15 protein-coding genes are annotated in these 12,340 nt (G+C 63.5%); 3 read left to right on the plus strand and 12 right to left on the minus strand.

Annotated features, from left to right (window positions below):
- Positions 1-59: 59 nt before the first annotated feature.
- Positions 60-1,031 (minus strand): quinone oxidoreductase, encoded by a 972-nt coding sequence (locus FHT93_RS04510; RefSeq protein ID WP_183846326.1) that lies wholly within the window; start codon positions 1,029-1,031, stop codon positions 60-62.
- 82 nt (positions 1,032-1,113) lie between these two features.
- Here FHT93_RS04510 and FHT93_RS04515 point away from each other — a divergent pair, with 82 nt between their 5' ends.
- The gene (locus FHT93_RS04515; RefSeq protein WP_183846328.1) at positions 1,114-1,974 is read left to right on the plus strand and encodes a LysR family transcriptional regulator; all 861 of its coding nucleotides are present in this window, start codon (positions 1,114-1,116) and stop codon (positions 1,972-1,974) included.
- Between the two features lie 75 nt (positions 1,975-2,049).
- Here the strand turns inward: FHT93_RS04515 and FHT93_RS04520 are convergent, their stop codons facing one another.
- Both FHT93_RS04520 and FHT93_RS04525 read right to left on the minus strand, forming a co-directional pair.
- Positions 2,050-2,577 (minus strand): DUF4142 domain-containing protein, encoded by a 528-nt coding sequence (locus tag FHT93_RS04520; protein WP_112971880.1) that lies wholly within the window; start codon positions 2,575-2,577, stop codon positions 2,050-2,052.
- 107 nt (positions 2,578-2,684) lie between these two features.
- The gene (locus FHT93_RS04525; protein WP_210299182.1) at positions 2,685-2,993 is read right to left on the minus strand and encodes an MliC family protein; all 309 of its coding nucleotides are present in this window, start codon (positions 2,991-2,993) and stop codon (positions 2,685-2,687) included.
- A gap of 408 nt (positions 2,994-3,401) precedes the next feature.
- Between FHT93_RS04525 and FHT93_RS04530 the strand changes: the two genes are divergently transcribed.
- The gene (locus FHT93_RS04530) at positions 3,402-3,602 is read left to right on the plus strand and encodes a hypothetical protein (RefSeq protein ID WP_112546558.1); all 201 of its coding nucleotides are present in this window, start codon (positions 3,402-3,404) and stop codon (positions 3,600-3,602) included.
- 73 nt (positions 3,603-3,675) lie between these two features.
- Here FHT93_RS04530 and FHT93_RS04535 read toward each other — a convergent pair whose 3' ends face one another.
- The 7 genes from FHT93_RS04535 to napE form a co-directional block, all read right to left on the minus strand.
- The gene (locus FHT93_RS04535; RefSeq protein WP_183846330.1) at positions 3,676-4,611 is read right to left on the minus strand and encodes an alpha/beta hydrolase; all 936 of its coding nucleotides are present in this window, start codon (positions 4,609-4,611) and stop codon (positions 3,676-3,678) included.
- Between the two features lie 134 nt (positions 4,612-4,745).
- Positions 4,746-5,450 (minus strand): NapC/NirT family cytochrome c, encoded by a 705-nt coding sequence (locus FHT93_RS04540; protein ID WP_348649767.1) that lies wholly within the window; start codon positions 5,448-5,450, stop codon positions 4,746-4,748.
- Positions 5,450-5,842 (minus strand): nitrate reductase cytochrome c-type subunit, encoded by a 393-nt coding sequence (locus FHT93_RS04545; protein ID WP_112546689.1) that lies wholly within the window; start codon positions 5,840-5,842, stop codon positions 5,450-5,452. Before FHT93_RS04545 ends, FHT93_RS04540 begins: the two co-directional genes overlap by 1 nt.
- 71 nt (positions 5,843-5,913) lie before the next feature.
- Positions 5,914-8,418 carry a periplasmic nitrate reductase subunit alpha gene (gene napA, locus FHT93_RS04550; RefSeq protein ID WP_112971877.1) on the minus strand — a complete coding sequence of 835 codons (2,505 nt, stop codon included), beginning with the start codon at positions 8,416-8,418 and terminating at the stop codon, positions 5,914-5,916.
- Positions 8,393-8,674 carry a chaperone NapD gene (locus FHT93_RS04555; RefSeq protein WP_183846334.1) on the minus strand — a complete coding sequence of 94 codons (282 nt, stop codon included), beginning with the start codon at positions 8,672-8,674 and terminating at the stop codon, positions 8,393-8,395. The genes napA and FHT93_RS04555 overlap by 26 nt, the downstream gene beginning before the upstream one ends.
- Positions 8,667-9,185 (minus strand): ferredoxin-type protein NapF, encoded by a 519-nt coding sequence (gene napF, locus FHT93_RS04560; RefSeq protein ID WP_112546553.1) that lies wholly within the window; start codon positions 9,183-9,185, stop codon positions 8,667-8,669. Before napF ends, FHT93_RS04555 begins: the two co-directional genes overlap by 8 nt.
- A gap of 9 nt (positions 9,186-9,194) precedes the next feature.
- Complete coding sequence (gene napE / locus FHT93_RS04565) at positions 9,195-9,404, minus strand: periplasmic nitrate reductase, NapE protein (protein WP_183846336.1); 210 nt, start codon at positions 9,402-9,404, stop codon at positions 9,195-9,197.
- A 355-nt stretch (positions 9,405-9,759) separates the two neighbouring features.
- Here napE and FHT93_RS04570 point away from each other — a divergent pair, with 355 nt between their 5' ends.
- Positions 9,760-10,416 (plus strand): glutathione S-transferase family protein, encoded by a 657-nt coding sequence (locus tag FHT93_RS04570; protein WP_183846338.1) that lies wholly within the window; start codon positions 9,760-9,762, stop codon positions 10,414-10,416.
- Positions 10,417-10,466: 50 nt separating this feature from the next.
- Here the strand turns inward: FHT93_RS04570 and FHT93_RS04575 are convergent, their stop codons facing one another.
- Together FHT93_RS04575 and FHT93_RS04580 are read right to left on the minus strand one after the other, a co-directional pair.
- Positions 10,467-10,853, minus strand: coding sequence for a cupin domain-containing protein (locus FHT93_RS04575; RefSeq protein ID WP_183846340.1), 387 nt, complete (start codon positions 10,851-10,853; stop codon positions 10,467-10,469).
- Complete coding sequence (locus FHT93_RS04580) at positions 10,850-12,331, minus strand: 4-hydroxyphenylacetate 3-hydroxylase N-terminal domain-containing protein (protein ID WP_183846342.1); 1,482 nt, start codon at positions 12,329-12,331, stop codon at positions 10,850-10,852. The genes FHT93_RS04575 and FHT93_RS04580 overlap by 4 nt, the downstream gene beginning before the upstream one ends.
- Positions 12,332-12,340 lie beyond the last annotated feature (9 nt).

The raw sequence follows: 12,340 nt of genomic DNA on the forward strand, positions 1-12,340 counted from the left end.
GGGTTTTCGTCAGCTCAAAACAGCGCCGTCAACTGCAGCAGCCTCCTGCCCCTGCCCGATCACGGCAGCAGAAGAATACTCCCGGCCGACCGCCCGCTTTCCATCTCCTCATGCGCGCGGGCCACCTCCGCCAGCGCATATTCGGCTGAAATCTCGCAGACGATGCCCCGTCCCATGGCGGCGATCGCAGCTTCCGCAGCCTCGCGATATCGGCCGGGATCGGCGCACCAGGCCATGATGCTCGGATGCGAGAGCGATTTGCCGGGCCGCAGCTCCTCGACCGCAACGGGCGGTATGGGACCTGCGGCCTGTCCGATGGTAACGGCGGTGCCGAAGGGCCGCACGGCACGGATGGTCTGCAGCAGCATATCTCCGCCGATGCCGTCATAGGCGGCATCGACGCCGTTTCCGCCGGTCAGCCGCTTCACCTCGGCCACGATATCGGCTCCTCGCCCGACGATCAGGTGATCGGCGCCATAGGAGGCGGCAAGAGCCGCCTTTTCCGGCGAACTGACGGTGCCGATGACGGTGGCGCCGAGCGATTTCGCCCACCGCACCAGGATGCTGCCGAGCCCGCCGGCGGCGGCATGGATGAGCACGGTGCTGCCCTGCCCGACATCGGTGACTTTCCTCAGGAGCATATAGGCCGTCATACCCTTGAGCAGCGAGCTTGCGGCGACCTTTGCGGAGACCGCGTCGGGAAGCGCCATCACCCTCTCCGCCGCGACGATGCGGGTGGAGGCATAGGCGCCGGCAGGCGGGCCGGCATAGGCGACGCGTTCACCCGGCCGGAAGCCGGAGACATCGGGGCCGATCTCCTCGATCACGCCGGCGGCCTCCACGCCGATGACGGCGGGATAGGAAGGCAGCGCATAGATCCCCTTGCGGTGATAGACATCGAGAAAATTGGTGCCGACGGCCTGATGGCGGATCCTGATCTCGCCGGCGCCGGGGCTTTGTGGCGGCTGGTCCTGCAGCCGGAACCGGGTGACATCGCCGGGGGCGTCGAGCAGGACGATCTGGTCGGGCATCGGTCATTCTCCTTCATGGGGTTTGCGGATGGGGGCAAACTAGCCGCTAGCCCTGTGTGTGAAAATTCCCTATCGTCGCACAATGATTGGGAAGGAATTCACACATATAGACTGGGACGATCTCAGGCATTTCCTGGCGCTGGCGCAGGCCGGAACCTTTCTCGGCGCGGCCAGGCAGATCGGCGTCGAGCACGCCACGATCAGCCGGCGCATCGCCGCGCTCGAGAAAAATCTCGGCCGCAAGCTCGTCGACCGTCGCGGTCGGCGCATCATCCTGACCGGCGATGGCGAGCAGGTTGCCGGGCATGCGGCCCTCGTCGCCCAGCAGATGGCTGTCATCGAGCAGCTCGGCCGCGCAAGTGCCACGGAGACGCGCGGCCATGTGAGGATCAGCGCCCCGCCGGCGCTCTCGAGCGTGCTGCTGGCAAAACCCGTCGCCGCCCTCAGGCGCGAGCATCCGGGTGTCGAGATCACGCTTGTCGGCGAAAAACGCCTCGCCTCGCTGAACCGCCGCGAGGCCGATATTGCCGTGCGCATGTCACGCCCCGAAGATGGCGATTATGCCATCACCAGGCTCGGCGACATGGCCTTCCACCTCTATGCCGCGAAGGCCTATCTCGAAAGCGTGCCGGAAGCGCAATGGACCTTCATCGGCTATGACGAGGGCATGAACGCCTCGCCGCAGCAATTGCGCCTGACCGAACTCGCCGCCGGCCGTCCTATCGCAATCCGCTCTTCGGTGCTGGAATTTCAGGCCGCCGCCGCAAGGCTCGGCGGCGGCGTGGTGCTGCTGCCGGATTTCGCGGTCACGGATGCGGATGGCCTTCAGCGCATCGGGGACGAAAACGCTCTGACGCGGGAGATCTGGCTGGTGGTCCACGCCGAGATCAGGGACGTGCCGGCCGTGAGAGTGGTGATGGAGGCGCTGAAGGGCGCGTTTTGATGTCGTGCGGCTGGCTGCGATGCCCGGGTGCCTGACCTGAAAAGCACCGCAGCGCGCTGCCGGCGACCGAATGGCCTACTTGTTCAGGTCCTTTGCCATCTGCAGGTGATGCTCGAGCGCCGGGCGGGTCTTCGCAGCCCAGGCCTTCAGATCCGGATTGTCGCCTTCATCGCCGTAGCGCTTGAAGAGATCGACGGCATCCTCATGCGCCTCCTCCTGGTCGGCATGATACTGCTTGGTGAAATCCTCGCCCTGCAGGCTGCTGAGCTTGTCGAGCATCTCCTTCTGGGCCGATGTCATCGTCTGCGGGATCTTCGCCTGCACCTTGCCGCCGGAGACCAGCGCCTTCAGCTCCTGCGACGTCTTCTGATGGTCCTTCACCATCTGCTCGGCGAAAGCCTTGGTCGCTGCGTCCGAACGCGCGATGGCAAGCTTGCTGGAATCGATCTCGAACATGTCCGATGTCGCCGCCTCCGCAACGAAATCCTCTGTCTTCGGTGCAACCCCGAGAGCGGAATTGACACCGGTTTTCTCTGCGGCTGTCTGCGCAAGCACGGGCGATGCGATGAGCATGGCAAGACCGGCGATGAGAAAAGGCTTCATGATTGTTCTCCTGATTGAGGCGCCACGAAACGAACAATGCGCAGCCGCAAAAGTTCCGCTTGTCGCGAAATCAGGCCTCTAGACGCAACCGGCCCGAAGGCGCCGGCTTACTGCACGTGGCAGCTGGTGGATCGCCCGGGCACCTCCAGCTGCGCATCGTTGCCCTTGATCCAGAACAGCACGGTGCCGTCGGTGTAACGCGCGCCGGAACCGGACATGCCCTGCGGCAGACGGAAGCTCTTCCCGCCCGTGGTCAGCAGCACCGCGCTCGGCTCGGTCACGAAGCTTGCGGTGGCGCCTTCGCCGTCATCGCAGCGATAGATCACCGCCGCCTTGTCCTCGGCAAATGCCGGCGCAAGGCTCATCACAAGCACCGCACCTGCCAGAGCCAACGCACTGCTGTTCAACCTGCTCATGCCCGTCTCCTCGGTTGGAAATTGTGCGAGGCCGACGGCAGATGGCGGCCGCGGCCTTGCCGGCGGAACGAAAACCCCGAAGGGATTTTCGGAAGACCCACCTTCTATACCGCGACAGGCTCGCCACCGTCAAAACGCCCATCCGGCCAGAGCCGTAGGCACGGCGAGCCGGCTTGGCGCCCGCACTGACGCCCATTCTGCAGCATGACCGATGGCGAAAATTGGCACCGGATGTCGAATTCGCGCCTGCTCGCGCGTCATCTTGCTAGGGAGGCCAAGGAGAACAGCGATGACGATTACCACGACCGCCTTCGAATGCTCGCCGACTCCGCCTTGCTTTTGTCACCACCTTGACATGTATTCTTTACAAACAACGCCTACCATAGGTTCGGACAAGGAGGACCAGCTATGAATGAGATGACCGCATCGGATATGCTGAGGGATCCGCTGATCCGCCAGATGCTGCGCGCCGACAGGATCAGCCTTGCCGCTTTCGCAACCCTGCTCGATACCGCCAGCCGGCAGCTGGCCCGCCGCGCCGGCGAGAACGCTGCTCCGCGGCCCGCAGTTCCGGAGGCCCGATCCAGCGAGGCACTTACCACCGCCTGACTTCCCCATGCCCGACAAGGGCAGCAACTTTCCGCTCGCCTTAGCCAGGCGGGCTTTTTTTTGCGCGACGCCCTTAGGTGACCGCGATTGTGGACTGGCTCGCCTCACCGGTTTCGCCCGACGTCTTGCCTGCAAGATCGCCCGGCGTCTTGCCGGCAAGATCGGCCAGCATCGTCACCGCCAGATCGGAGGCGACATGGTGCGGCATGTGGCCGATCCCATCCAGCAGTTCAACCTTTGCCGCCGGATGCCTCTCCTGAAGCCAGTCGAGATGCCAGCGCGGTCCGATGATCCGGTCCTCACGGCCGAAGAGAACGGAAACCGGCAGATCCGCCGGAAGGCTCCGAAGCGGCTGCATGTCGCCGTTGAAGGCCCACAGTTCCTCGGCCATGGTGGCGATCGAGGCGGCATTGACCACATGCATGGCCGGCAGCGCGAAAAGCCCTGCGGCGACAGGATTGGGATGGGACGAGGTGCGCAGGCCGCGCTCGAGGAAATAGGACGACCAGCGGGCAATCACATGCTGGCGGATGACGGGGCCGACGAAGGGAGCGACGGCGCTGCGCAGCACGATCAGCGGCTTGAAGGGAACGGGCCGGCAGCAGGGAGAAATGAGAAACAGGCCTTTCAGCAGATCCGGCCGGCGGGCGGCCAGATGCAGGGCTGCCGCGCAGCCGATCGAGTGGGCAGCGAGCACCACACGCTCAAACGCCAGCGCCTCCAGCAAACGCTCCAGCCAGAAGGACTGGCCAAGCGGCCCGCGCTCGCCGGCAGGCAGTGCCGCGCTGAAACCATAACCCGGCCTGTCGGGCGCGAGAATGTGGAGGCCGCTGCCCGAAAACGGCGTCATCACCTCCTCGGCGATACTGCCGCAGCCATGCAGCAGCACGACGGGATCCGCACCCGCGCTGCCGCTTTCGAGCAAATGGATCTGCTCGCGGCCGGTCTGAACGATCTTGCCGACCCGCGGGGAGACAAGCGGCGAAGGAACGGGCTGCACGTACATCATGACGGCGAAAACGCGGATGCCCCGGCAAACGTTCCAAGCCCCGGAAAGCCTGCCGCTTGCAGAGGCTTGGAGCTGCGGACCTTCACACGCATGCCCTGCCCTTCATGCGACACCAGGCAGAGCCGCCGCAGCCGTCAGTTGTCGACGGCCACCGCATCGGCCGTGCCGAGATAGGCCGCGAGCTTGGCCCGCTCATGCCAGCCGGGATCGGCATTCCTGCCCATCAGCTCCGCCGGAACCTTCCAGCCCGGATCGACGCCTTCCATGTTCGGAAGCTCATGCGCGATGCCCTTGTGGCAATCGATGCAGGTCGCCTTGCCCGGCAGCAGGTATCGCGTGTGGATCTCGGCGGCGCGCACGGTCTGTTTCGTCAGGTCCATGGCGCCCATCGAGTGGCAGTTCCGGCATTCAAGGCTGTCATTGGCCTTCAGCCGCGCCCATTCGTGCTCGGCGAGTTCCAGCCGCTTGTCGAGGAATTTTTCGCGCGTGTTGATCGTCCCGAATATCTTGCCCCAGACTTCCTTCGACGCCTGCATCTTGCGCGCGATCTTGTCGGTCCACTGGTGCGGCACATGGCAGTCCGGGCATGTGGCGCGAACGCCCGAACGGTTCGAGAAGTGAACTGTGCGGCTCAGCTCCTCATAGACGTTCGTTTTCATTTCATGGCAGCCGGTGCAGAAGGCCTCGGTATTGGTCACTTCGAGCGCAGTATTGAAGGCACCCCAGAACATGACCCCGCCGACAAAGCCGCCGAGCGTCAGGAATGCCAGGCTGAGTGTCGTTGCCGGCGAGCGCAACAGGCGCCAGCACCACAGGACTATCGTTTTGATCCTGCCGATCATTGCTCGCTTCCCGCAGGCTTGAAGCCCAGCTCGCTCATATCCTTGAAGGTGTTCGGCACCAGCGGCTTCGCATCCGCCTGCGGCACGTGGCAGGCGGTGCAGAAATATCGCCGCGGCGAGACATCGGCGAGCATCTGCCCTTCCCGGGTCATGTAATGGGTGACGCTGATCATCGGCGCGCCGGAGCCTTCCGTCAGCTCGCGCCGATGGCAGGAGAGACAGCGATTGGCGTTTACCGTCAGTTGGTAGCCCTCGATCGAATGCGGGATGATCGGAGGCTGGTCCGGATAGTTCCGCATCTTCCTCAGGTCATCGATCACCCATTTGGGAACCGGCTTCGCCTCCTTGCTCTCCATCGGATTCTCGTTGCCGGACAACGAGGGCACCATCTGCGCGAGCGTGACGGTGCCGGTGAGCAGGAGAAGGGCGACGGCCGCGATCGCCCGAGCGCGCCTGGAGATTAGGCGACCGGAAGAAGCTTGACTGCGCATTTTTTGAAATCCGTCTGCTTGGAGATGGGGTCGGTGGCGTCGAGCGTGACCTTGTTGATCAGCTGGCTGGCGTCGAACCACGGCACGAAGATCACGCCATGCGGCATGCGGTTGCGCCCGCGGATTTCCACCCGGCTGATGATCTCGCCGCGCCGTGACTGGATGCGCACCTCCGCACCCTGGTTGAAGCCCAGCTTCCTGGCGTCGTCGCCGTTCATGAAACAGCGCGCACCGGGAAAGGCCCTGTAGAGCTCTGGAACACGCATCGTCATCGAGCCCGAATGCCAATGTTCGAGGACGCGGCCCGTCACCAGCCAGAAATTGAACTCGTCATCGGGCGACTCGGCGGGCGGCTCATAAGGCACCGCCAGGATGACCGCGCGGCCGTCCTTCTGCCCGTAGAACTTCAGCCCCTCGCCCGGCTTGACGTAGGGGTCGTAGCCTTCACGGTAGCGCCACCGCGTCTCCTTGCCGTCGACGACGGGCCAGCGCATGCCGCGCACCTGATGGTACATGTCGTAGGGTGCCAGATCATGCCCGTGCCCGCGGCCGAAATGGGCATATTCCTCGAACAGCCCCTTCTGGATGTAGAAGCCGAAGGCCTTGGCCTCGCGGTTCTCGTAGTCGGGCGAGACGTCCGTCAGCGGGAATTCGTCCACATTTCCGTTCTGGTAGAGCACCTGGTAGAGCGTCTTGCCCTTGTAGTCCGGGTTCTTGTCGAGGATGTCGGCGGGCCAGACCTCGTCGGTGGTGAAGCGCTTGGAAAATTCCACCAATTGCCAGAGGTCCGAGCGGGCATCGCCCGGCGCATTGACCAGCTGGTGCCAGACATGCGTGCGCCGTTCGGCATTGCCGTAGGCACCCTCCTTCTCCACCCACATGGCCGCCGGCAGAATCAAGTCGGCGCTCATGGCTGTCACTGTCGGATAGGCGTCCGAGACGACGATGAAATTGTCCGGGTTGCGATATCCCTTATAGGTCTCGTTGCTGGTATTCGGGGCTGCCTGGACGTTGTTGTTGACCTGCACCCAGTAGAAATTCAGCTTCCCGTCATGCAGCATGCGGTCCTGCTCGACGGCGTGATAACCGGGCTTGTCCGGCAGCAGCCCCTCCGGCACCTTCCAGATTTCCTCGGCATGCTTGCGATGCTCCGGATTGGTAACGACCATATCTGCCGGCAGGCGGTGGGCGAAGGTGCCGACCTCGCGGGCCGTGCCGCAGGCAGACGGTTGCCCCGTCAGCGAAAACGGGCTGTTGCCCGGCTCGGAAATCTTTCCCGTGAGCAGATGCAGGTTATAGACCATCTGGTTGGCCCAGACGCCGCGCACATGCTGGTTGAAGCCCATGGTCCAGAGCGACATGACCTTGGTCTTGGGATCGGCATAGAGTTCCGCGAGCTGTTCCAGGAAGGCGCTGTCGACGCCCGAAAGCTCGACCGCCTTTTCGAGCGTGTATTCGGAGACCATCGCCTTGAAGGCCTCGAAATCGATCGGCTCCATCTTGGCGGCGTCGGCGACACCCTTGGCCTTCAATTCCAGCGGATTGTCGGGGCGCAGGCCGTAGCCGATATCGGTCGTGCCCTTCATGAACTTCGTATGCTTGTCGACGAAGTCCTGGTTGACCCGGCCGGTCTGGATGATGTGGTTGGCGATGTAGTTGAGGATCGCAAGGTCCGAACCGGGCTTGAAGATCAGCGGTATGTCGGCAAGGTCCATGCTGCGATGCGTGAAGGTGGAGAGCACCGCGACCTTGACATGCTCGTGCCCGAGCCGCCTATCGGCGACGCGCGTCCAGAGGATCGGATGCATCTCGGCCATGTTCGAGCCCCAGAGCACGAAGGCATCGGCGTTTTCGAAATCGTCGTAGCATCCCATCGGCTCGTCCATGCCGAAGGTGCGCATGAAGGCGACCGCCGCGGACGCCATGCAGTGGCGCGCATTGGGATCGAGGTTGTTGGAGCGGAAGCCCGCCCGCATCAGCTTTGTCGCGGCGTATCCTTCGAAGATGGTCCACTGGCCGGAGCCGAACATGCCGAGCGCCGTCGGCCCCTTTTCTTTCAGCACGCGCTTGGCCTGCGCCGCCATCACGTCGAAGGCTTCTTCCCAGGTGACGGGCTCGAACTCGCCGTCCTTGGCGTAGACGCCGTCCCGCTTGCGCAGCAGCGGGCTCGTCAGCCGGTCCTTGCCGTACATGATCTTGGAGAGGAAATAGCCCTTGACGCAGTTGAGGCCGCGATTGACCTCGGCCTCCATGTCGCCATGGGTGGCAACGACCTGGTTCTCCTTCACGCCGACCATGACGCCGCAGCCGGTGCCGCAGAAGCGGCATGGCGCCTTCGACCATTTGATCTCCAGCGCCGCCACTCCGCCCGGCACCGATTGCGCCGCAGCGGGCGCAGCGATGCCGGCAGCCGTCGCGGCAATCGCCGCCGCCTGCGCCTTCAGGAGATCACGCCGCGTGAGTTCGGTCGTCATCATTTGTCTCCTCGATTTCCAATGCCTGTTCAAAAACCATGTGGGCGGCGAGCACGCCGTCCATCCCCGAAATGCCGATGAGCCTCTCCCCGAGCACCCCGGAATGCGGCCCCTCGATCACGACGACGATCTTGCCGGGCACCGTCGCGTGAACCTCCACCCCTTCGATCGCAACCAGACGCGCCGCGACATCTCCGGTCAGTTCCGGGCGGGTGATGACGACGGCGCTGGAGACGTGATGGCGGCTGTCAGACATGGGCTGTCTCCCGATGGCGCGGTTTCATCGCGATTGCATCGGCCGGACAGACCGAAATGCAGGCGCCGCATCCCGTACAGGCATGCGCATCGAGCTCCGGAACGAACGGCCCGCCGAGCCGCGGCCAGAATCGGATGGCGCCTTCAGGACAGCTGTCGCGGCAGGCCTGACAGTCGACGTAATTATTGGCGAGGCACCCGTCATCGATAACTGCATGATGGGCAAAGCTGCTGGCGGCACCTGCCGGAAAAACGCTCTCGGGACATCGTTCCGCGCACTGGCCGCAGAAGGTGCATTCCCCGAGCCTGAAGTCCACGGTCGGAACGCCCGAACGGATCGAAATGATCTTGGTGGGACAGGCATCGACGCATGCGCCGCAGCCCGAACAGCTCCGAACGGATGTTTCAGTCGCTCCGGGGGGAAGTATCACCCCGGGAGGAAAATTCGTCGCCGGATCTGCCGATGACCTGCCGGTCAGAAAACCGCGTCGCGTGCGTGTCGAGAGAACCATTGGAGATCCTCACTCTGCCGAGCCGGGAGGTGCGGCCTTGACCTCATGCGGCCCCGGCGGCCCGTAGACGATCTGGTACATCCAGACCACGAAGCCGTAACCGCCGACGACCCCGACAGCAACGACGGGCCAAATCCCGAAAGCGAGCACCGCGAAGGTCAAAAGCTCCCGCCTGCGCTTCCTCTTGAACTCTGCGACAGAATCCGTGATTTGAGCCACAACGCCTCCCCAGAGTTGCCGACGCAACCATTATGACACTTTAGGCGTGTCAGGCCAATCACCATCTCCTGTCGCGCCATCGCAGGCGCTGCACGTCCAGGAATCGGGTACATGAGAAGGTGTATCGCAGGCCCGCCCGGCAGTCCTTGACAGAGATCAAAGCAGACCGCCGACGAAAGTGAATCCACCTCTGCCAAGCCTCGTTTCTTTGTGACCGGCACGCTATCCTTCCACGGGCGGGTGATGGCGCAAGGCCGGCTCCGCTTGGCCCGCGCCGGGATTATTTCCATCGTCCCGCTGTCGGATTCAGGCCCGCCTGCCCGTCTTCCAGACGGACAGATCACGGAGGACAGAAATGACGATCACCATTACCGCCTTCGAACGCTCGCCCGATCGCGGCAAGGGCCTTGCGCGCGATATGCGCGTGCGCTGGGCGCTGGAGGAAGCAGGCCAGCCCTATGATGTCCGCCTCGTCTCCTTCAAGACGATGAAGGAGCACGCCCATCTTGCGCTTCAGCCCTTCGGGCAGATCCCGACCTATGAGGAAGGCGATCTCGCGCTCTTCGAATCCGGTGCGATCATCCTGCATATCGCCCTCAATCATGGCGGCCTGCTGCCCGACGATGCCAACGCCCGGGCGCGCGCGATCACCTGGATGTTTGCCGCCATCTCCACGATGGAACCCGTCATCGTCGACCGCGAAACCGCCAGATATCAGGAGGGCAAGGAGGCCTGGTACGAAGAGCGACTGGCCTACGTCAACGACCGCATCCGCAAGCGGCTCGGCGAACTGTCGAAACGGCTCGGCGATGCCGACTGGCTCGACGGAAACTTCACCGCCGGCGACCTGCAGATGATCTCGGTGCTGCTGCGGCTGGAGGGATCGTCCCTGCTGGAGGAATATCCCAACCTCTGCGCCTATATCGCGCGCGGACAGGCGCGGCCCGCATTCAAGCGCGCCTTCGAGGCACAGAAGGCGGTGTTCCTCGCCGTATCGGCCGGCGGGCAATAGCCGGATCAGGCCGATGGGCTGCGAGGTTTTCGGCCGCCCTGCGTCAGAATCTATGGTGCGTCATAGTAGTGGACCTCCAGCAGCAGACATCCCGTCTCCGATCTGAATGGTCCGTGAAAGACACCGGGCGGACGGCAGGCATAGGTATGGATGGAGAAGGTGGTCGCCAGTTCTGTTCCATCGCCGACGATCAGGTCGCCCTCGAGCAGATAGACCTCCTCCCAGTAATCGTGGACAAACGGCCGCTCGGTCCGCGCACCCGGGCTGAAGCGGAGCAAGCGGGTGCGGCTGCCTTTGCCCCCGGTCTCGTCCAGGCGTCCCGCCAGTATCTTCTGTTCGATGCCGGGCGGATAGCCGGAAAGACCATGCCAGCCGGTATCCATGTCGACGCGGTGGAACTCCTTGTGCTCCCGGAAGGCCGAAATCGGGAAGCTCATGCCGCCACCGCGGCATCGGCGGGACGCTCGCCCTCGAGCGAATAGGAATCCAGCATCTGGTCGACAAGCCTTGTGCCGGAATGCCAGTCGAAGGTGCGGAAGCTGTGGTTGGTGGTGACGAAATTCGCCCCGGCATAGAACATTTCGTATTGCGTATGGCGCGAGGCGAATTCCGAGCCGATCGCATCCCAGGCCAGCTTGAACAGCTTCACCCGTCCTTCGGCGCTGGTTGCCGGTGATTGCTGCGTCCTCTCGATCAGTTCCTTCAGCTGCGGGTCGGCGAAATCGGCGACGCTCGAAGGCAGCATGATCAATCCGCCGCCCGCCAGCTCACGCAGGGTCGAGATCACGGCGGGATAAAGTTTCTGGGTCAGCACCTGCGCCGAATAGAGCATGTGCGCATCCGGGATGAAATAGCGGCCGCGCATCTGCCCCTTGACCTCCATGGCGTGGACAAAGGCGTCGACCATCGCATTCTGGGCTGCCAGCGAGCCGAGGATCTCACGCACCTGCGGGAAATTGACGATGCCGTTGGTTTCGGCAATGCGATGCGCCAGCCCCGACAGGAAGCGCATCTTCACCATCAGGCGGATCTGCGCCTGATAGTTCTGCAGGACATGCGCCGGCGTGCCATGAAACTGCCGCTGGCACATCTTGATATCCTGGTTGATGAATACCCTGTCCCAGGGCACCTTGACATCATCGAAATAGAGGACCGCGTCGTTCTCGTCGAAGCGACTGGCGAGCGGGTTGTCGAACACGCTCACCGCATGTTCCTCGTAGGATTTGCGGGACATGATTGTCATGCCGCGCGCATTCATCGGGATGGCGAAGGAGACGGCATAGGGCTCATCTCCTTCCGAGAGCGGCTGGATGCAGGTCACGAGGACTTCGTTCGCCATGATCGCACCCGTCGCCAGCATCTTTGCGCCGCGGATCGTCAGGCCCTCCGCATCCTGATCGACGACACCGGCAGTCAGCGTGCGGTCCTGCTGCTGGCTTGCCGTCTTCGACCGGTCCGCCTGTGGATTGATGATCACGTATGTCAGGTAGAGGTCGCTGTCGCGGGCATGGCGATAATAGTCGGCCAGCGCATCGGCGCGCTTCGGATCATGATCCCGGAAGACATCGATCCCCATCATCATGCCGGACAGGCAGGAGGCGACATGATCGGGAGCACGGCCAAGGAAACCGCAATGCAGTGTGGCCCATGTCTCCAGCGCCTTGCGTCGCTCCACGAGTTCCGCGTAGCTCGCCGGCATCTGCCAGATCCGGCTTGCGCGGTCCCCGCTCTCCGTCTCGCAGGTCATGAGCGCCCGGTTCCGTTCCTCGCTCTGGAAGTCATAGAGCCGCGCCAAGGACCGTACCGTTTCGCGAAAGGCCGGATGCGCGGTGACATCACCCGCAACAGCGCCGTTGATGAACACCTGCCTGCCGTCGCGCAGGGCTTCGATATGCTGTGCACCTGTCTTCAACATCACTACCCC

Source organism: Rhizobium sp. BK379 (assembly GCF_014193955.1).
Lineage (GTDB): Bacteria > Pseudomonadota > Alphaproteobacteria > Rhizobiales > Rhizobiaceae > Rhizobium.